The sequence below is a fragment of the Glaciimonas sp. PAMC28666 genome, from assembly GCF_016917355.1.
Lineage (GTDB): Bacteria > Pseudomonadota > Gammaproteobacteria > Burkholderiales > Burkholderiaceae_D > Glaciimonas.
Genome location: NZ_CP070304.1, coordinates 4,404,288 through 4,424,560, shown reverse-complemented (window position 1 = coordinate 4,424,560; position 20,273 = coordinate 4,404,288). Strand labels below are relative to the sequence as shown.

The 20,273-nt window shown below is 50.0% G+C and carries 13 protein-coding genes; 6 read left to right on the top strand and 7 right to left on the bottom strand.

The window, feature by feature from the left end; translation table 11 throughout:
• Nucleotides 1-216: 216 nt before the first annotated feature.
• The 3 genes from JQN73_RS18805 to JQN73_RS18795 all read right to left on the bottom strand — a co-directional run bounded on the left by JQN73_RS18805 (nt 217) and on the right by JQN73_RS18795 (nt 11,015).
• Nucleotides 217-5,085, bottom strand: a complete 4,869-nt coding sequence (locus JQN73_RS18805; RefSeq protein WP_205320476.1) for a hypothetical protein — start codon at nt 5,083-5,085, stop codon at nt 217-219.
• A 388-nt stretch (nt 5,086-5,473) separates the two neighbouring features.
• The gene (locus tag JQN73_RS18800; protein WP_205320475.1) at nt 5,474-5,692 is read right to left on the bottom strand and encodes a hypothetical protein; all 219 of its coding nucleotides are present in this window, start codon (nt 5,690-5,692) and stop codon (nt 5,474-5,476) included.
• Nucleotides 5,693-6,059: 367 nt separating this feature from the next.
• The gene (locus JQN73_RS18795) at nt 6,060-11,015 is read right to left on the bottom strand and encodes a hypothetical protein (RefSeq protein ID WP_205320474.1); all 4,956 of its coding nucleotides are present in this window, start codon (nt 11,013-11,015) and stop codon (nt 6,060-6,062) included.
• A 229-nt stretch (nt 11,016-11,244) separates the two neighbouring features.
• Here JQN73_RS18795 and JQN73_RS22660 point away from each other — a divergent pair, with 229 nt between their 5' ends.
• The 6 genes from JQN73_RS22660 (at nt 11,245) to JQN73_RS18770 (ending at nt 15,897) form a co-directional block, all read left to right on the top strand.
• Nucleotides 11,245-11,370, top strand: a complete 126-nt coding sequence (locus JQN73_RS22660) for a hypothetical protein (RefSeq protein ID WP_255542192.1) — start codon at nt 11,245-11,247, stop codon at nt 11,368-11,370.
• A 621-nt stretch (nt 11,371-11,991) separates the two neighbouring features.
• Complete coding sequence (locus JQN73_RS18790; protein ID WP_205320473.1) at nt 11,992-13,227, top strand: polyhydroxyalkanoate depolymerase; 1,236 nt, start codon at nt 11,992-11,994, stop codon at nt 13,225-13,227.
• 123 nt (nt 13,228-13,350) lie between these two features.
• Entirely contained in the window at nt 13,351-14,118 is a 768-nt protein-coding gene (rsxB, locus tag JQN73_RS18785) for an electron transport complex subunit RsxB (RefSeq protein ID WP_205320472.1), read from the top strand.
• The gene (nth, locus tag JQN73_RS18780) at nt 14,115-14,765 is read left to right on the top strand and encodes an endonuclease III (RefSeq protein ID WP_205320471.1); all 651 of its coding nucleotides are present in this window, start codon (nt 14,115-14,117) and stop codon (nt 14,763-14,765) included. Before rsxB ends, nth begins: the two co-directional genes overlap by 4 nt.
• Before the next feature lie 4 nt (nt 14,766-14,769).
• The gene (locus JQN73_RS18775; protein WP_205320470.1) at nt 14,770-15,462 is read left to right on the top strand and encodes a VIT1/CCC1 transporter family protein; all 693 of its coding nucleotides are present in this window, start codon (nt 14,770-14,772) and stop codon (nt 15,460-15,462) included.
• 9 nt (nt 15,463-15,471) lie between these two features.
• Complete coding sequence (locus JQN73_RS18770) at nt 15,472-15,897, top strand: DUF1841 family protein (RefSeq protein WP_205320469.1); 426 nt, start codon at nt 15,472-15,474, stop codon at nt 15,895-15,897.
• 164 nt (nt 15,898-16,061) lie between these two features.
• Here the strand turns inward: JQN73_RS18770 and JQN73_RS18765 are convergent, their stop codons facing one another.
• The 4 genes from JQN73_RS18765 to JQN73_RS22550 all read right to left on the bottom strand — a co-directional run bounded on the left by JQN73_RS18765 (nt 16,062) and on the right by JQN73_RS22550 (nt 20,183).
• Nucleotides 16,062-16,415 (bottom strand): cytochrome c, encoded by a 354-nt coding sequence (locus JQN73_RS18765; protein WP_205320468.1) that lies wholly within the window; start codon nt 16,413-16,415, stop codon nt 16,062-16,064.
• Between the two features lie 12 nt (nt 16,416-16,427).
• The gene (locus JQN73_RS18760; protein ID WP_205320467.1) at nt 16,428-16,748 is read right to left on the bottom strand and encodes a cytochrome c; all 321 of its coding nucleotides are present in this window, start codon (nt 16,746-16,748) and stop codon (nt 16,428-16,430) included.
• Between the two features lie 274 nt (nt 16,749-17,022).
• Nucleotides 17,023-17,259, bottom strand: a complete 237-nt coding sequence (locus JQN73_RS18755) for a hypothetical protein (RefSeq protein WP_205320466.1) — start codon at nt 17,257-17,259, stop codon at nt 17,023-17,025.
• A gap of 470 nt (nt 17,260-17,729) precedes the next feature.
• Nucleotides 17,730-20,183: a site-specific recombinase gene (locus tag JQN73_RS22550; RefSeq protein ID WP_240162327.1), complete on the bottom strand. Its 2,454-nt coding sequence runs from the start codon at nt 20,181-20,183 to the stop codon at nt 17,730-17,732.
• Nucleotides 20,184-20,273: the final 90 nt, after the last annotated feature.

Below are 20,273 nucleotides of genomic sequence, written 5' to 3'. Positions count from 1 at the left end.
CTACCTGTTTAATGAGGCGAAGTTTAGGGGTATTCAGCAAAATAAAGAATGGGACTGGGATTAAAGAATGGGCGCTTCCAATAGGACCAAGACGAAAAAAATGCGTACACTATTTGTCGTGCAAGACGGCATCTCACCAAAACCGAAGCCAGCCACTTCTGGTCGGCTTCTTTCTCCGGCAGGAAGAGCCGCTGAAGTCAAATATTTACCTTGCACTTAAAAAGCATTCGTACCTTTCTTACTCCCGTTGGCTATAACCTGTTCGTGTCTGATCACTTCAAACAATTCGCGCACCAACAGTTTTCCTACCGGTGCTTCCATCGCGTTCAGATAGGATTCACGCTTTTGTCTCCCGCCTGAGCCAGCAACATTTTCGGCATCGATTTTGGGCAGTCCTTTGGCCATGTGCTGCAGCCACGCAACGAATATATCCGGCATCATAAACGCCTTTATTTTTATTTCTGCGGGACCCTTAAAGATTGCGATAACGAAGTGCCTGAAGCGTAATTTATCGATGGCATGTCCTTCAATTCCCTCCGGGAAATGGATCTTTAACAAAGCCGGCAGATGTGTATCACAATGCCGCAGGAAACCGATCGTTTGTTTGGGGCTATCTTCTACGTACTTTAAAAAAGCGTTAGCTGAATCGAGTATCACATCTGCCTGGCGACCGAGCGCGCCGGCAGAGTAATGGCCATACCTTGATCGGTCTGAATTAAGATAAAATTCGTCGGCGCTCTTTGGTATCGCCAAATGTGATAACTCATGCTGCAGCGTTTCCTGCAGTTCCGCCAAGTTGGTAGTGGGTGATAAAAATGTTGCGGTCGACAAAAAGAGCCGCCCTCTCTTTTTCCCCTGTTCATACGTAAATGCAGAAATCAGGTTGCCGAACAGTGACCCTTCCTGGGGAATACCTTCCGCATGTTCTTCCGGGTTGTATCTGTACTGTATTCCGTCTGGACTGACTGCAGGGGAAATAACACACAGGGCGTCCGTTTTTTCTGGGTGTGCACATTCCTTAAATGTCGACAATATTGGTGCTAATAAATCCATAACAATGGGCGAAGGCGCGTCAGAAACGTGAAAAAAGGAGGACGCCTGTTTCCAGAATGAGGCGGGGTCATTTTTGGACCACTCGACCATATCCCCGGCAAGTTGATGACTGTCGGTGTAGGTGGATTGAATATCGTACGCAACCTCCGCGCCGTATAGCTCGCTTATTTCCGATAAACCTTTTGCGCGCGTTTCGAAGGTCCAGCCACGCACTTTTTGGAAGCCTGACGTGAGAACGGGACCAAACACGGTTTTCCACAGTCGCGCGCTCGCCTTTTGCTTTGGCGTAATGAACTCGGACTCGTAGTCATGGCTCAATCGATTTAATGTTTTTACTTTGGCCGTATAAGTCTCGCCCAAAATATTATAAGATCGCAATTTATCGCAAAGCTGAAGACCTATTTTGCAGAGCTTTTGCAGTTCGGGGTCTCGTACGACTGTGCTTCCGAACGATTCTTTCGTTAATTGTGCCTGGATTTTTTCCCAAAAATCGGTCAGATTTAATAGTGCTTCGTTAAGTAATGGAACGCGGCCCTGCATCAAATATCCCATCCCTTGAAGTGCACGTTGCAGCTCCAGGACTGGCTTTCTCTTCGTTCGCGCAATAAGATCAACGATTTGTTCCTTTCGGCCTGGATTTCCCTCAAGAAGATCGTTGATTTTTTCGACGTTTCGTACCACCTCAAGGCGCAGAAGTGGACGCTCGTAGTAAGGACGTGTCTCAACATCTAACGCAACCAACTGCTTTATTGCAATTGCGCGTTCGAACTCTGACGACAACGGCACTATATGCGGGCTCATCGTGCGGCACCCTGCGCGGGCACCATCAGGCGGCGAACGTCGCGCCCGGTTGCAACGAATTTCTTCAAACTCTTCGTGGGAGAGCATTTCGAACACATTTTTCCGGTCCGGCCCGCGGCGATATAACGTATTCCCGTCACTATCCCGAAAACTGAAAATGAATTGATCGATATTCTCGCTGTCGACGTACATCGCAGTTGCCTGCCACCCTTCGGGTAAGTTGAAACCCTGCTTCAAAGCATCTGCAAAGGTGGTAATAACTTTCGGTAGTTGACTTACCGGACTGATTAAATGATTGCTCACTACATTCCACTTCCCGCCGTCGTATCGCATATCAAGTTGCAGATCTTTCGGGATTTCCTGCCCGACAACTCGCTCAACCGCAGCCGATTCAGGCTTGTGCGCAAGCATGTAGAATTGCTTGTTAATTTCAATATACCTGCGATCGCCAACGCTATAGACACCATCAGCCAGCGATACCGGGGGATGGTCAAAATGACTTTGATATTCGTGTTGTTGTATCGCGTTTATACAATTATTGTTGTACAACATATCCGAGATATGCTTTGAATAAGCACGACGCAGTAGATCCTGCCTGAACAACGCCAATGCCTTTGGATCTCGATCCATCAGATGGCCATAAGCATTAAGCCACTGATCGGTTTGGCGTTCCAGTTGTCTTTCCGATTCATTCCAGAGATAACTTACCCGTTTTTCAGAATCGCCGACGTTCAAAACCAAAAATAGTGGGCCGCCGGCCGATTTTTGTATGAGGCCCTCTGGCTGCAAATTGGATGGTACCTCTAACCTGTTTTTACGGATAAAAATGATATCGGGAACGCCACTTGTTGTTAATGGTGTATCGACAAAATCGGAAAGGCCGCTTCTGAAGCCTAACCCTCGTGTTGCCGTGCTGAGCGACTCACCCGACGCCAGCTTTGGGGCGCCGTCCAGCGATCCGAACTCCTGTTCTATTTCACTCGACTTTTCGGGTGGGGGTTTAGCCGCTTTGCCAGCAGCAAATTCCTCAGGCGAATTGAAGTTAAAGGCGGCTCGGACGGAACGTATAATGTTTCGAGTTTCACCTAATTTAACCATTCCACTAAAGCAAAAAAGAGCGTCCGCTGCTAACGTTAGCCCTTGGTCCGCGAGTTCTGCATCTGTTTTTGCCGGCAACGCGATCATTTCAGCGATATCAAGGACGGCGATTACGCAACTGCCTGTGGGGAGAACCCCAATAACGAATTTTCCAATTGCAAAAATCTTCGAGTGAAAAATTTTCTCTGCTAAATTGGGGGAGGGCTGCTGTGGCTGGCGCACATCGAAAATCCCTTCATGTATCTGTGCGGGATAGTTGCTTTGTAATCCGCTTACAGAAAGGGCAATTTCGTCCAGGGTTGTTGCATAGATCGAAAAGGAATTGGTCTCAAATGCCGTTTGATCCGCAGAAGGAAAGCCGAGACCGTGGGTGAACGCCGCGTGATTTTCCTTAACGTACTTATTGATGCCTCCCGCCCGATGTATGTTCTCGGTTATTTTAGATACCACCGGCGAACCCCAGCAGCGCTCTTCGGAGAACAAATAGTAATCAATGCCGCCCTCACTGTCCTCGGATCCTGACTTTAAGATCAAGCCTGAAGTGCCATTGAACGAAGCTTGATAGGCAACACCGTAGTGCACCGCTTCATATAAGGTGACTTTAGGCGTATATACTTTTATCAGATTTCGATTACTTGATCGAATCAGGTTCTCCTGATCGCTTATCGGTAATTGCGCCAGGCCGAATCTGTATAAATCAAATTTACTTCTTGTTACTGCACTAAGCGCATCTCGGGACAGCGCCTGATGAAGTGCGGCATTAGGGTCGCGTTCATTTACCCGGTTGACGAATTCTTCTTCGCGCAGGCTGACAACCTTCATGAGGCGGATCTTCTGCATCACGGGCGCAATCAGATGTGCTAACGCGGACGTCGCGTTGTCGGGAGCAGCTTCGCTGGGAATACCTTTCGAATGTTGGAGAAGATTTGTGCCTAATTGCGTCAGGGACGCATAGGTATTGGGTGGCCATTCCTTTGAGGAAAGATAGATCAAACAATGCATCCCCCCCTCTCGCAATAGTGCCGGCGTCAGAGTTGTCGACGGCTTTCCGGGATATCGCGCGATAAAACCTGCCCCAATGCTCATTAACGTGGCGTCATCACTTTGGTAGAGCGTCTGATCAAAATCAAGATATCCCTTCTCAATCCGCGAGTTAAACAAAGGATCACAGGCCCCCAACTCTGACGCAACAAACCAGGACACGAGCGTAGACAATCTGGCGCGCTCGGCTTTTGTAAACGCGTGGCCCGGAATATTCAACCGCCGATCGACGTCCATTTTTATGCCGTCGGCAAATTTCGCGAATGTATTCAATGGAGGATTGGTACTTAGAAAGGTCGCGCTACTCGTACGTACCAATTTTTCTAAGGATTGCGCGTCCACAAGCGGGAATACTTGCCCTAACGAGTTGAAAAATATATGCGATACGTCGCTTTGCATTACTGCTTGTTGCAGCGCTGCCTGCGGTCGGGACGGATCGCTAGAAAAAAAATCACCCTCGCTCGGGCGCAACTGATGGTGTATGGCGTATTTCAACACCGCGTACTCGTACTGATCGACCGATGCTGCGTCGCCCATCTTGCGCGGCATTATCGGAGCAAACGTGTCTAGCAGCTGGTCAATACTGGATGAGGGATCCAAGGGACGTTCGAGTTTCATGCCCTTGAGTCGCACGTCTTGGGGAATGCGGGCGGGCCAGCGCTGGTAGGCACTTATGCCATTCAAGATTGTCTCTTTGTTGATCGAATGCCAGGCGGCAGTCTTGTCTAAAAACGAATCTGCGGAATACGTAATTGGAGAAAAGGCGGGTACCGTTGGCGCTGCTGTGGTCGAGCTAAAAATTCTGGGAACGGGGTCTCTCTTTTTTTCTTGATAGCCCGGTGCCCAAAATGGGTCTGAATCGATCTCGCTGTCCGCAGCAACACCTGGCAACAAACCTGGCCAGGCCGGAAAGTTTGCATACATTTCCTGCCCTGCCGTTAGAATTCTTTCACCGATATCCGCCAACGTGGAATAGGCCGAACCAATCGGCTGCGCGCCGTCTCCCTGCACCGAGTGTCCAGGATGATTGCTATCATCCTGGACCGGTGAATTGGGCACTCCGATCTTCCTATCAATAACGGGAAATTGCATGCCGTTTTCTGCACGGTAATGCGACCACAATGACATCGGAACAGAAGCAAATCCCAGAATGGCAGAGGCTATCGCTGCCCTACAGTCCGATTGGTGGCTGGGCGTGCTGACGCAACCGCCCGAATATAAATGCTTCCCAATTTCTAGTAACTCACCCGTTCTTATTTGCTCTTCGTTATCTCTGTTTGCATTTCGTTCCTTCCGTGTTAGCCGGTGAGAGTTTGCGAAGTGTGGCGATCTCCCGCTCGCCGCCGACGTCGGAGTACCGGTGCAGCCTTTGACTGCTTTGCGCAAAGGATATTTAGCGCAAGATGTCGAATGTTGGGACATCGGCAGGCGACTCGCTGCGTAACCGGCAGCGGAACAATTGGCAGAATTAAAAATTGTGTTAGGCACGAGCATCCCTTGTTTCGTTGACGATGGAGGCGGCGACTAAATTCGGTAATAAAGTAATGATGATTCGCGTTCTTTTTGAGAGCAAATAATCATCGACAAAATGAACAACGCCTATTGATTGACTTAATGCCTGGTTTAGCGTCGCACGAACGGTGCTCCGAATCAGATAGTTAGCCAAGCCAGCTAAAACAAGCAGTTCAAAAAATATCATTAAAACTTCTGCCTGTCGCTAGGACCAAGACGAAAGTGGGACTAGCTGGTCAACTCTTTTGCATCCAGATCATTGCTCTTTTTTTCGTATATACACCGGTCTTCTCGGATAACAAAAAATGGATCCCGACCCTCACGGCCGGTTTTTTAGTAAAATTTTCTATATTCAGATGTCGCAAAAATAAAGCGCACATCGACAAATTACGTTGTGTTGGCTTGCGTTTTTTTGGTTCGATCGGGCATGATTGCCGGTGATCGACAGTTGAAGAAAGCGGACATTGGCAACCCTGGATGATGAATTTAGAGGATTTATCGGATGCAAGAGTTCGGTCGTTTTGTTTGAAAATCGCGTAATTACATCGAAGTATTTATACCTCTTCCCGTCTGATCGTCTCAAACGCGTCACGTACCAGAAGCCTCTCGATCTCAGCCTCTACCGCCATCGTTGATGCCTCACGCTTTTGTCTTCGCTCAGCGCCAGCACTCACGGGGGAGGCTGACTTTGGTAGCCCTTTCGCCATATGCTGAAACCATGCGACAAATATATCCGGCATCAGGAACGCCTTGATTTTTATGTCGGGGGGACCTTTGAAGAGTGCGATAACGAAGGCCCTGAAGCGCGATTTATCGATAGAAGTCCCTTCTACCCCCTCTGGGAAATACGTCCTCAGAGTGCCAGGTAAGTGGACTTTGCAATGCAGTAGAAAGCCGCTCTTTTGAGCAGGGTTATCCTCGATATATTTCAAAAACGCCTCTTGTGAATCGAGTATTACATCAGCCTGGCGACCGAGTGCACCGGCCGAATAATGGCCAAATTTTGATCTATCTGTATTGAGATAGATTTCGTCTGCACTTTTCGGTATTGCCAAATGCGACAACTCATGCTGCAGCGTTTCCTGCAACTCAGCTGCATTACTGGTGGGTGATAAAAAAGTTGTGGTGGTCAAATAGATCTTTCCCTGGTTTTTACCTCCTTCATACGTATAAGCAGACACGACATTTCCAAATAACGACGCTTCCTGAGGGATACCTTCTGCATGTTCTTGCAGACTGTATCGATACTGAATTCCATCTGGGCTGACTGCTGGAGAAATAACCCGCAGCGCATCCATTTTTTGAGGATGGGCACATTGCTCGAATTTAGACAAAGTGCGTACTAATAGATTTTGGGCCGGAGGCGACAGCGCACCGGAAACATGAAAAAAGGAAGATATTTGTCTCCAAAATGCGGCCGGATCGGCTCTCGACCAATCGACTAAATCCCCTGCGAGTTCATGACTGTCAGCGTAAGCATAGCTAATATCGTGTGCAACTTCCACGCCATATTTTTCGCGGATTTGCGATATACCTTTGGCGTGGGTTTCAAATGTCCAGCCTTGGGCAGTGGCGAATTGCGATGTAAAGACTGGACCAAAAATGGTTTTCCAAAGCCGGGAACTCGCTCTCTGCTGTGGGATTAGAAACCGGGACTCATAATCATAATTCAATTGATTTAATTTTCGTACTTTTGACGTATAGGTATCACCCAGAGCATTGTACGAGCGCAGTTTCATACAGAGCTGTAAACCTATCTGGCAAATCTTTTGTAAAGCGGGATCATTTACGCGGAGGCCATCAGCAGATTCCTTGGCTATTTGCCGCTGGATACTTTCCCAAAAATTAGTCAGGTTTTTTAACGTTTCAGCGGGCACTGCAACCCTGCCCTGCATAAGAGTTCCCATTTCCTGGATTGCGCGTGGTAACACTAAGGTAGGCTTACTTTCCATGCGCGAGAGTAAAACGAAGGCACGTTGCCGAAGTTCGGAATTTTCCTGGAAATGCCTATTGATTGTTTCGACATCACGCACTATTTCAAGTCGAAGGAGCGGACGCTCATAGTAAGGACGCGTCTCCACATCCAACGCAACCAGCTGGTTTATTGCGCTAGCTCGCGCGGATTCCGGCGAAAGCGGTATGATATGCGGGCCCATTGAGCTACACCCGGCAGCGGCACCGCCTGGCTGCGGAGAGCGCCGTACCCTACCGCAGCGATTTTCGTCGAACTCTTCCCTTGAGAGCATTTCAAGTGCATTTTTTCGGTCGGGTCCGCGGCGATACAAGGTATTCCCGCCCTTATCCTGGAAGCTGAAAATGAATTGATCACCATTCTGACTATCGATGTACATCGCGGTTGACTGCCACCCCTCTGGTAAATTAAAGCCCTTTTTCAAAGCTTCACCAAAAGAAGTGACGCTATCTGGAAGCTGAGGCAACGGCTTGATCAGATGATTGTTCTTTACCTGCCAGGATGCGCTGTCATACTGCACATCCAGTTGCAGATCTTCCGGTATTCCTTGACCTACAATACGCTCAACTGCAGGTGAAACCTGCTTCTCCGCCAGCAAATAGAATTGATCAACAATCTTGATGTAACGGCGATCTCCGACATGATAAACACCATTAACCTCCCCGTCCGGAGGATGGTCAAAGTGACTTTGATATTGACGTTGATTCAATGCGGTAACGCATTTATTGTGGTACAGCGTATCTGAGATATGCTTTGAATAAAAACGCCGTGTCAGATCCTGTATAAACAGCGCCAGCACCTTCGGATCTCTATCCATCAAATGGCCATATGCGCTCAGCCATTGATCGGTCTGCTGCTCCAGCTGACGGTCTGATTCGTTCCAGAGATAACTGACTCTTTTTCCAGGCTCACCCACATCCATAATGATAAATACGGGGCCTCCGTCCGATTTTTGAATAAGACCTTCCGGACGCAGCGCATACGGTACGTTCAAGGTGTCGTCATGAATAGAAATGATATCGGGAAAGGTGGGTGCCTTCAAGGGCGCGATATCGACTAATTCGGAAATACCGGTCCTGAAGCGCAGCTCCTGATGTGACATCTCTTTTTCTGCTCTTCCCGTTAGCTCCCGACCATCAGCGAGAATGGGTTGTGCAACATCGCTCGGCGGCTCCGCCTCTTGCTTCGCCACTTTGACAGCGCCGAATTCCTCCGGCGTCCGGTAGTTAAAAGCAGCGCGGGCCGAACGTATAATATTGCGCGTTTCCCCTAATTTAATCATTCCAGTGAAGCAAAAAAGTGAATCTACTGCTAACGTTATTCCTTGCTCGATCAACTCCGCATCTGTTTTTGCTGGTAACGCAATCATTTCCGCCACATCGAGCACAGCGATAACGCAATTCCCTCCTGGAAATATGCCAACCACGAATTTACCAATAGAAAAAATCTTCGAATGGAAAATTTTCTCGGCTAGACCTGGCTTCAACGGCTGCGATGGGGATACGACGGAAAGTCCGTTATGGATTTCTGGTGGATAGCTTAATGCGTCGCTCACCGAAAATGCAATCTCATCCAAAGTGGTCGCCGAAACCGAGAACACGGTGGTATCGAAAGCCGTTTGATCCGTCGACGGAAAACGAATGCTACTGGTAAAGGCTAAATGATTTTCGCTAACATATTGATTAACGGTACCGGTTCGACGTATTTGTTCGGTAATTTTCGAGACGACGGGCGAACCCCAGCTGCGCTCTTCAGAAAACAAATAATAGTCAATACTTCCATCACTCTCCTTTGGCCCGGCCGCTAAAATCAGGCCAGAGGTTCCATTGAACGACGCTTGATATGCCACACCTGCATGGGATGCTTCATATAAAGTAACTTTAGGCGTATAGATCCGGAGCAGATTTCTATTGGATTCACAGATCAAGTTCTCGCGATCGCTTAAAGGCAAGTGCGCAAGTCCGTAACTATATAAATCGAACTTTGCCCTTATGAGATTTTTCAGCGCGTCTTGTGATTGCCTTTGATGGAGTGCATTGTTACTAACTTGATCATTGACCGCCTGAGTGAATGAATCCTCTTTTACTTTGACCAGCTTCATAAGCTGTATTCTGGGCATTTCCGGTGCAATCATTGCTGCAAGCGCAACCTTTACCTTCTCATCGGTGGTGGCACCAGACTTTCCGGGCGAGTTTTGCGGAAGACCCCTGCTGAATTGCAACAATGAGTCGTAGGTCGTGGACGGCCATTGCTCCCGTGTGAGATCAATCAGGCAGTGCAGTCCTGCCTCTCTCAATAAAACGGTTGTCAGGGGCTTCGAATAGTTGGTCGAAAATCTGGCAATAAATCCTGCTCCAATGCGCATTAACGCTGCATCATCGCTCTTGTATTGCAGTTGCCCAAAATCGGCACCGCTCACATTAACTTGTGTGTTGAATAAAGGATCAATAGCACTCAATTCTGATTCCACGAACCAGATCAAAAGCGTTGTAAGTCTCGTATGCGCTTCCGTAGTGAATGCGTGGCCGGGAAAATTAAACCGTCGATTCACATCCACTTTGAGGTTGGTAGCAAAACTGCCAAGTGTATTCAATGGCGGATTCGTTCTCAGAAAAATATCAACACTCTCGCGAACAAGTTTCTCCAGAGGTTGCGCGTCTAACAACGAAAAGGTGTGACCTAAGGAATTAAAAAATATATGTGCAACATCGCTTTGAAGAACCGCCTGAGATAGGGCTACTTGTGGTCGGGCCGGATCACTAGAAAAAAAATTGTTATCGCCTGGGCCTAACTGATTGTGGATGGCATATTTAAACACCGCGTACTCGTACTGATTAACCAATGCCGCGTTGCCCATCTTGCGCGGCATGATCGGTCCGAATGTATCCAGCAATTGATCAATGTTCAGTGCCGGATCGCACGGGCGTTCGGTTCTTAACCCTTTGAGTCGAGCGTCTTGAGGGATATTCGCGGGCCAGCGCTGATAAGCGTTAATGCCATTCAGGATCGTCTCTTTTTTTATGGGTGCCCAGGACCGGTCCTTGTCTAAAAATGTAGTTGCGATGTTAATGGTAATTATAGAAGGGGCAGCAGACGTGGAAGGGACACTGGTCTCGCTCTCTGTTTTAGCAGTGGGTAATGTCTCGGGAACGGGATCTTTCTTTTTATCTTGATAGCCCGGTGCCCAAAATGGGTCCGATTCGATCTGAGTATTTGCAGCAACCCCCTGCAATAAAGTTGGTAAGGCCGGAAGGTTTGCGTACATTTCTTGCCCGTACTTTACAATCTGGCTGCCGATATTTCTCAGCGTTGGCAACTCTAAGCCCACTGATGCGGTGCTATCACCTCCAACCGGATTAGCAGTACGACTGCCGTCATTGGGGGTGGTCGCAGGCGGCTCGCCCTTTTTCCTATCGATAACAGGAAAATGCATTCCGTTCTCTGTGCGGTAATGTGACCACAGTGTCATCGGAACCGAAGCAAATCCTAAAACCGCAGAGGCTATTAAAGCCCTACAACCCGGTTGTGCAACGGGCATGCTCTGATCCCACGGTGAAAGCAGGCCCCTGCCGATTTCCTGCAATTCTCCGATTCTGTTCTGGTCTTCGTTATCTCTCACCACATTTCGCTCTTTACGGGTTGGCCGATGGAGTTTTGAGTGCGTGGGTAACCTGCCGCCTGTCGCCGACATAGCGGTATTTGTGCAGCCTCTAACCGCCTGTCCAAGGTGCGAGCTGACGTTTGAAGTTGCGTGAGGCGACACGACCATGCGACGGGCCGCAGATGCCGTAGTGGAGCGATTCGAAGCGGAAGCGGATGTATTCGGCATAGGTATTCCATGGCACGTTAAAGTAAGAGAGGACGCCTTATGGGAGGAGTGGCAAAAGCGCTGACACGGAAATGCTTACTGATTAGGATATTAGTTATTAGGTTATTAGTTATTAGCTATTAGTTATTAGTTATTAGTTATTAGTTATTATTTTTACTTCTTATTTCTTACAATTGAACGCGTTTCCAACGAAGCAACTCCCCTGAGCTCGATGCGTCGGATCGCCAGATAGGAAAATCAATCTGGGGGAAATTTTTTCCTCCCTCGCTAAAAGAGAGTTCAACATATCATTTTGGGGTTATGGCTGTCGTTAGGACAAAGACGAAAGTTCGGGTACCGAGCCTGAATTTTGGCTCAGTTAAAGTCCGAAACAATAAGGTCGAACCAGCCCCGCCCACAGATCTCGGTGCAAAGAACCATGTTTTACTATTCAGGGGGAGCGAGTCGTTGCGCTTGAGGGGTGTTTTATACCAACATTGAAGGCCAACCGAACCCGTGAATCGAATGCATTCGGAGATACACTATATAATACAGATGGGATAAAGAAATACATTGCCTATCAGCAATTTTTATGCCTGTCACTGAGCAACACTAAAGCAACACGAAAAATTAAAATAAATCAACTTGCGGCCTTGCGACATAGTCATCCCCTTGTTCCCGTCAAAGCGTCACTTAAGAGGTTTGTATGCTCTATCACATGCACGAATTCAGTCGTTCTCTATTAACGCCTTTGGTACAGTTCGCAGAAACAAGTGCCAAACTCTTTACGAACCCCGTTTCTCCACTGGCCCATGCGCCCTTTGCGCAACGTATCGCCGCGGGCTACGAATTAATGTATCGGCTCGGTAAGGATTACGAAAAGCCAAATTTTGACATCAACACCACTTTGGTTAATGGCAAAGAAATCGCCATTATCGAAGAAGTCGAGATAACGAAGCCATTTTGCCGGCTGTTGCATTTCAAAAAAGACGTCAGTAAAAAAGAATTTGTCGCGCTCAAGCAACCAACCGTTTTGTTGGTTGCGCCTTTATCTGGACACCATTCCACGCTGTTGCGCGATACGGTCAATGTTTTGCTTCAGGACCACGACGTTTATATTACTGACTGGACCGATGCACGGATGGTGCCGGAATCCGAAGGTGCATTCCATTTGCACGATTACGTCTTCTATATTCAGGACTTTATTCGTCTGCTAGGCCCCGATCTGCACGTCATCTCAGTCTGTCAGCCGACGGTGCCGGTGCTTGCTGCGATCTCCTTGATGGCGAGTGCAAAAGATCCAAAACTACCGAAAAGCATGACGATGATGGGCGGCCCGATCGATGCCCGTATTTCGCCAACGGAAGTCAATGATCTGGCCACCGAAAAGCCGTTTAGCTGGTTTGAAAATACCGTAATCTATACCGTGCCATCGAATTATCCCGGTGCCGGACGCAAGGTATACCCCGGTTTTCTGCAGCATGCAGGTTTCGTGGCAATGAATCCGAACCGTCATGCGCAAAGCCATTGGGATTTTTATATGCACCTGCGTCAGGGCGACAACGAGTCCGCCGAAAATCATCGTAAGTTTTATGATGAATACAACGCCGTCCTGGATATGCCTGTCGACTATTATCTGGAAACCATTAAAACGGTATTTCAGGATTTCAGTCTGCCGGCGGGAACGTGGGAAATTGACGGTAAACTCGTTAAACCACAAGACATCAAAACCGTTGCGCTATTTACGATTGAAGGCGAACTGGATGATATTTCCGGCCCTGGGCAAACCAAAGTCGCGCATGATTTATGTTCAGCGATTCCAGAAACAATGAAGCAACATTTCACAGCAGAAAAATGCGGACATTATGGAATATTTTCCGGTCGCCGCTGGCGTGAATTGATTGCCCCGAAAATCACTGAATTTATCAAAACGAACGCGTAATGATAATGATATGAATTTACAACGTTCGGGATGCGCTATCCCGACGTTGAAAGGCCACTCTTTTAAACAGGGTGGCTTTTTCTATTTCATCCTCCGATGATTTACGCGGATAATGAATCTTTTATGTTGTTACTCTCTGCTGTGTCTAAAAAAAACATTCCCTCCCCCGTCCAGCTTGCCCAACTCGTCGATAGTATCGAAGCGCTGCTACCGCAAACCCAATGCACCAAATGCGGTTTTTCTGGTTGCCGTCCCTATGCTGAAGCGATCGCCGACGGCAGCGCGCTCTACAATCAATGCCCGCCGGGCGGACAACAAGGCATCAACAGGTTGGCGCAACTGCTGCACGCCCCTGTCATTCCGCTCAACCCGATCAATGGTGTCGAACGCCCGCGCCCACGTGCCGTCATCGATGAAGCGGTTTGTATCGGCTGCACATTATGTATTCAGGCCTGTCCGGCTGACGCCATCATCGGTGCGGCCAAGCAAATGCATACCATCATTGAAGATCTGTGCACTGGTTGCGATCTGTGTGTTGCGCCTTGTCCCGTCGACTGCATTAGCATGGTTGATGTCACTCCCGGCAAGACTGGCTGGGACGCTTGGACCCAACAACAAGCGGATGAAGCGCGCCAGCGTCACGATTTCCGGAGCGCTCGGTTAACCCGTGAAAAGCAGGAAAATGACGACCGTCTTGCTGCTAAAGCAGCAGAAAAATTAAAAGTTATTGCGGCGGAAGTGACAAACAGTCCTGAGCAGAAAGCAGAACAAGAACGCAAAAAAGCGATCATTCAGGCAGCAATAGAGCGTGCCAGACTTAAAAAAGAACAACAGGCAAACGAACAAGCTGAATCAAATCAGGCTGCCAGTAAGCAGAAAGACGTACTATGAATACCGAAAAGCGTCGCGAGATCTTCAGCCGTCTGCGCACGGTGATGCCGAATCCAACCACCGAATTGCTGTACACCTCGCCTTTCGAATTACTTATCTCGGTGCTGCTCTCAGCGCAGGCAACGGATGTCGGCGTCAACAAAGCCACCCGCAAGTTGTACCCTATCGCCAATACCCCCGGGCAAATCCTGGCGCTCGGTGTCGATGGGCTGATTCCCTACATTCAAACCATCGGATTATTCCGGACAAAAGCCAAAAACACGATAGAAACATGTCGGCTTCTTATTGAACGCCACCATGGAGAAGTTCCGCGTACCCGCGAAGAATTGGAAGCATTACCTGGCGTTGGCCGCAAGACCGCCAACGTGGTGCTTAACACGGCATTCGGAGATCCCACCATCGCGGTTGATACCCATATTTTTCGGGTCTCAAATCGTACCGGTCTTGCACCCGGCAAAGATGTAAATGTGGTCGAACATAAACTGATGAAAGTGGTCCCCGCAGAGTTTCAACAAGATGCGCACCATTGGCTTATACTGCTTGGCCGCTACACCTGCATCGCACGCAAGCCCTTATGCTGGAACTGCACGATTGCTGATCTCTGCGACTATAAAACCAAAACTCCACTCCCAGAAAAAGGTATCTGACACCATGCCGACTCCTCATACCGAACATCACTTCGAAGCCAGCGATACCGTCCGTGACATCGTGATCGGGATGGCGGACGGCTTGACTGTACCATTTGCGCTCGCCGCCGGGATCAGCGGCGCGGCGGTAGCGATGAACATTATCGTCACGGCGGGCGTCGCTGAAATTGCGGCTGGTTCGATCGCCATGGGGTTAGGCGGTTATCTTGCTGCGCGTACCGAACGCCAACATTACTACGCTGAGCGCCACCGCGAAGAGCAAGAAATCTTGACTGTTCCTCACCGCGAACGCAGAGAAGTGATCGAAATCATGGCCGAATATGGTGTCACTAAACAGGAATGTGAGCCAATGCTGGCCGGCCTGGAACGCACCCCGACGGCCTGGAGAGATTTCATGATGCGCTTTGAACTTGGGCTGGAAGAGCCTCATCCAGACGCCGCCAGAAAAAGTGCGATCACCATCGCCCTGTCCTATCTGGTGGGTGGTCTGATTCCCCTGTCCCCGTACCTATTTATGAAGTCCACACAAAGCGCACTCACGCTATCGACCGTGGTCACGTTGCTGGCTTTGTATATATTCGGTTACCTTAAAGGCAGCGTGACGGGAACCGGTGGACTAAAATCCGGCCTGCAAACGCTGCTCGTTGGAGGCTTAGCCGCCACGGCAGCCTTCAGTATCGCCAGACTTATCAGCTAAGAGATATCTATGTTCAATCCTTCCCAACAAGACGTCCGTCGTTTTTTCTGCGAAACCTATCGCAAGTATCGGGCAAATGAAATACTGACACCACTCGAAGCGATTGCCCGAGACTGGATCATGCAGCACCCGGAATATTCGGCTGACCTGAACGATGTCGATGCAGCGCTAGCCGCCGATTATTCGGTTGAGAACGGACAGACCAATCCGTTCCTGCACCTATCGATGCACTTGTCGATCGCAGAACAGATTTCCATCGATCAGCCGCCGGGAATTCGCGCCGCATCAACGGCGCTCACGCAACGACTGCAATCTGAACATGGTGCCTATCACCACATCATGGAATGCCTGGGCCAGATGATCTGGAACGCGCAGCGCAGCGGCCTACCTCCCGATGGCGCCGAATATATTGAGTGCGTTAAAAAGAGAGTTTAGCAGCCTGCTTGTGTCGCCTTCGAAGCGCGCGCGTTGAGTCTCTGAAAGAAGTCACTGCTGCAAACCGTGTAAGACTGGATAACAACAAAAAGCCACCATACAATCTATGGTGGCTTTCTTGTTGGGCGCAAGCAAACTGCAACCTGCTCCTGTTTTGCCTCGTACTACTTCCGCAATACCAACGATGTCGGCAAGCTATGGATGTAAGCGGCGATATCCTGAATGTCCTGATGCGTAAGCGCCTTGGCAACACCGCCCATAATCGCGTTAGTGCGACCATTTGGACCAGCTGCGCCGCGCTGATACGCAATCAGTGCATGTTGAAGATAGTCTTGATGCTGTCCGGCCAGTTTAGGATAAGCTGGATCGATAGGCGTTTGTAAGTTCGCGCCATGGCAAGAAGCACAGGAATATTTTTTTACTGCGGCTTCGCCCGCGGCGATGCTACCACTGGCAATTGCACCGACAGAAGCACTCGCGGAAACGACAAACACCACGCCAAGAAGAATATTTTTCATAGTGTGGGTTCCTTATTTTTGCTGAGAGTAATAAGCAGCGAGATCGGCCATGTCCTGGTCCGACAACGAAGCTGCGATGCCGCGCATGGTTGGATGCTGGCGATCGCCCTTCTTATAGGCCGCCAATGCATTTTCGATGTACTTGGCAGACTGACCGCCAAGCATCGGCACTTGGTATACCTCTGGGAAGCTAGCTTTATAGCCGGGTATGCCGTGGCATCCGATACACATGGAGACCTTGTTTTCAGCTGCCTTAGCGTTACCTACGACGTCCGCAGCTGCGGCGAAGTGGGCAATACCCGCAAGCGCGAGGAATGCAATTAATTTTTTCATAATAGCTGTGGGTAAAAAGCCGAGTAGTTGTAGCGAAACCGGTTCGGTTTTCGGTAGACCTGCCACTTAACGTTAATAAGGTGCCATTTATGCCGTTATCGCACAAACTCAGCGTGCGAGACAAAATGTTGCGCTATCGGAAACCAAAAAACGGTTAAGTCTAACTCAAAGTTAACACCTAGTCCACGTCCAGCAGCACCAATATGGGTCCAAAGCAGGAATGTTCTCTTTTTCGCGCAGAAGGACGCCATCCTTACATGGCGATCCTCTGGCGTTACACTGGCGCTGCAGCCCGCACTTCGAAAGCCTTCACTTCCTTTTGCGCATTTTTCAGCATGGCTTGCGCCGTCTCCAGGACTTCTTGCACAGTGGATGCGGGAAGCTGATCCAGCTCGCTGTCAAGCCCTACTGACAGGGCGGCGAGGATCGCAGAGGTACGGCTGTGTAGCAACGTCAGCGTATCAACGATTTCGATATTTTTTTCAGTGCTTGATTGGGCGTGTGTCGACATTGTGACTTTCCTGGATAGTGTTTAATCCGCTCCCGCTACCAAACGGGTGGGCGGCAAATAGCGGGGTTGGTAGACCGATCTCCAGGCAACGGCAGGCCGAAGCCTCCCCACTATTGCCCCCCATAAAAGGCGCAACAAGGTTACACACACGAAAAAAAACCGCATTGCGCGGTTTGTGCGCCTGGATAAATCGGGCTACCAAACCCGTTCCCCTCTTTTTTCAGGGACCTTTTTAGTATCTAGTATTTCTGACCATCGTGCAAGCTACCCAATGGAACCTACTATCTTTTGAAACCAAACGACGCAATCGTTCGATGGCGTTGCGAGTGTTTAATTCGCTCCCCGAATCAAAACGAGGTGGGCGACAAATAACAAGATTCGAATACCGGCATCCAAAGCCACCGGCAGGCCTAAGCCTCCCTATTATTGTCGCCCATAAAACGCGCAATCAGGTTACAAGCCCATCAGCATCAGCCCGGTCGTTTTGCATCCACCAACCGAGCGGCGTCCGAAGGGCTGGCATCTGGCATGCTTTCCGACGATTCATTCTCGGGACGGTCATCCGACCAACCGTCACCGCTCCGCTCTGACGCATCATCAACGGTCTCCTCTTCCATCACAGACGCCACCACAACCGCCTCCGGAAACAAAAAAGAACGGGGCGAAGCACTAAAGCGTCGCAATACTGCTCTGAAGACGATGCGTCGTATCCGCACCGGCACTTCGCGTGCGCGCAAGGCGAGGACCAGAGCGCAGCCAAATGAGACACCAACATTGAGCAATCCGATACTGGCAATACCAGCCACCGCCAACCAGAAATGCGGCGACATCAGTATTGGCCAGCCCAGACTGCTGGCCGCTGCGGTCAGACTGCCTGTCGCGAGCGTAACGTGCCGGACATCTAGCGGCAGACCGAAAAATTGCACGATCACGGGGGACATCCCCAGCAACAGTCCAAGTGAAATATTCCCCACAATCTGCGCGATATGACGTTCAAGCCAGGTGGCCCAACGTTCGGCGCGGGGCGCGCCTAACACGCGTACCAGACGGCGCTGATGGGTTAGCGCCTCGCGCAGTCGCCGTAGCGCAAACCAGTTATCGGCAAAGCCGGACGCCAGGCTGGATAACCACAACAAAATCCCGGTGAGTGCGGCAAATAATGGCGTGGGTCCGATGATCGACAAACTCTCGATTGTCGCCTGCGCATGCTTGAGGTCCAGCATGGGCGCATGGGTCGTCAGCAGAATCACCAAGGAGATGGCCAGCATAGTGGGCACTACTGCGATCAAATTACCAAACACCGCCGCTGCCTGCGAGCGCAGCAACAGCGCGACCTCACCGAGCAGGGTGCGCAAGCCCTCAACCGTATCCAGCTGGCTCATTTTTGCTGCCAGAGCAGGCGCTGTGACTGCCGGCTGCTTGGTCGCCAGAACGCCGCCGATGGCCGATATTGCCAGAAAACTGACTGCGTAATTCAAGGAGGCAAATAGCCCCTCAAAAAACCGGGCCATTCCGGCGGAGGACAATAATGCCTTGCCCAGCACGGTAAAGGCCGTCACTATCCCGCCGCGACAGGCGGCCATTAGCATGGCGCGGTATTCCTTCTTGTCACGCGCAATGTAATGCTCGCCATGGTCAGCATTGCGTTCCACCATTTTGCGGGCAAGTAAGGAGAAGCTGCGTCGCAACAGGCCGCGAATGGATGATCGATGGTGATGCGCCAATATAAAATCTACCAGCAATGCCTGAATTTGGCCGCTGCCTGACCCAATCTTGACCGTTTTTGCGATTGCTTTGGGCAAACGAACAGGCTGAAGCGAGGCCGTGGCGTTGCCAATGCCCCGTGCGGGTCGGGCATTGATTGACGAGCCATCGGCGCCAACGCTTACTCCAGACTCGTCAATGCATTCCTCGGCAAACTCCTGACGCAGCGCGGTATCTGATTCGTCATTTAGCTCCGCACTTAGTTCATCATGAAGGGCCTCCGCCATATCCAGCGCCATGTTTGAGGCGACTGCGGCACGCAAGTCGATCAAGCGCGTCATCCTGCTCAAATGCGCACGCATGCGCTCCACGCGATACACCAGACTGACAGAGACACCGTATTCATCAAGATGACCGTAAATGCGATCCGTCTGTGCCTGACACACGGCGATCAACATCCGCACGCTACGCAATGCCGCTTCGTCGGAGGGGATAAGATAGAGGTAGCGTTCCAGTTCACGGCGCAACACCATAAACGGCGTGGCCTGCAACGGCATTTTAGGGTCTAGCCGATAGCGAAACGCCTTGCTGACCCCGTCTGCCAGCACCGCCGTCACCAAATAAATAAGGGCTTCGTCGATCTGCTGGTGATAGGTATGCGAAATACCGTCGTCCGCGGTCAGTTTCCATATCCTTTCGACTGTCTCGCCGTCCAGTTCCAGCAACCACTCGGCGTCGTGCGGATGCGGAAACATGGCTGTAAATAACACCGAAAGATCCGCTTCTGCGGGCGGCTTTGGCAAAATATATTTTATGACGTGCTCTGATAGCTCATTAAAGAACGCGGGTTCGTTCGGCAGACCTGTGGCGCAAAACAGTTCTGGACCAGCGGCCTCTCGCAAGGTCTTTTGCAGGGTAGTCTGCACCACCCGGCGAACGTCTCGATGCGCGTCCAGCCAATCCAGCATAAACACCACGCGCTGCTGCTTTACGCGGCGCCAGGCACCCTCGTCCAACAAGGAAACCGGCGGCTCATGGCGTATCCAATCGGCAATATCGATGGTCCAGTTGGCGCGCTCTTGCCAGGAAGAAAGCGGATTGGCACGGCGCATTAAGGTTTCCAGCTCTTGTGCGCTTTGAACGGAATTCTTGTTTTGGTAACGATCACCTTGGCGGAATCGCCGCCACATGACCCGAAGTCTTAAAAAAAGTATTTTCATTTTTTAATTATTATTTAACAAATAAGTGGTCGCTGCTGTTCGACCATTGAAACAAGAGCAAGAAGTGTACGCAATTCATTATTTCCTATC

Coding starts and splice junctions, on each gene's coding strand:
- JQN73_RS18805 (WP_205320476.1), bottom strand. CDS start 5,085: ATGCAATTTCCCGTTATTGATAGGAAGATCGGAGTGCCCAATTCACCG.
- JQN73_RS18800 (WP_205320475.1), bottom strand. CDS start 5,692: ATGATATTTTTTGAACTGCTTGTTTTAGCTGGCTTGGCTAACTATCTG.
- JQN73_RS18795 (WP_205320474.1), bottom strand. CDS start 11,015: ATGCCCGTTGCACAACCGGGTTGTAGGGCTTTAATAGCCTCTGCGGTT.
- JQN73_RS22660 (WP_255542192.1), top strand. CDS start 11,245: ATGCGACGGGCCGCAGATGCCGTAGTGGAGCGATTCGAAGCGGAAGCG.
- JQN73_RS18790 (WP_205320473.1), top strand. CDS start 11,992: ATGCTCTATCACATGCACGAATTCAGTCGTTCTCTATTAACGCCTTTG.
- rsxB (WP_205320472.1), top strand. CDS start 13,351: ATGTTGTTACTCTCTGCTGTGTCTAAAAAAAACATTCCCTCCCCCGTC.
- nth (WP_205320471.1), top strand. CDS start 14,115: ATGAATACCGAAAAGCGTCGCGAGATCTTCAGCCGTCTGCGCACGGTG.
- JQN73_RS18775 (WP_205320470.1), top strand. CDS start 14,770: ATGCCGACTCCTCATACCGAACATCACTTCGAAGCCAGCGATACCGTC.
- JQN73_RS18770 (WP_205320469.1), top strand. CDS start 15,472: ATGTTCAATCCTTCCCAACAAGACGTCCGTCGTTTTTTCTGCGAAACC.
- JQN73_RS18765 (WP_205320468.1), bottom strand. CDS start 16,415: ATGAAAAATATTCTTCTTGGCGTGGTGTTTGTCGTTTCCGCGAGTGCT.
- JQN73_RS18760 (WP_205320467.1), bottom strand. CDS start 16,748: ATGAAAAAATTAATTGCATTCCTCGCGCTTGCGGGTATTGCCCACTTC.
- JQN73_RS18755 (WP_205320466.1), bottom strand. CDS start 17,259: ATGTCGACACACGCCCAATCAAGCACTGAAAAAAATATCGAAATCGTT.
- JQN73_RS22550 (WP_240162327.1), bottom strand. CDS start 20,183: ATGAAAATACTTTTTTTAAGACTTCGGGTCATGTGGCGGCGATTCCGC.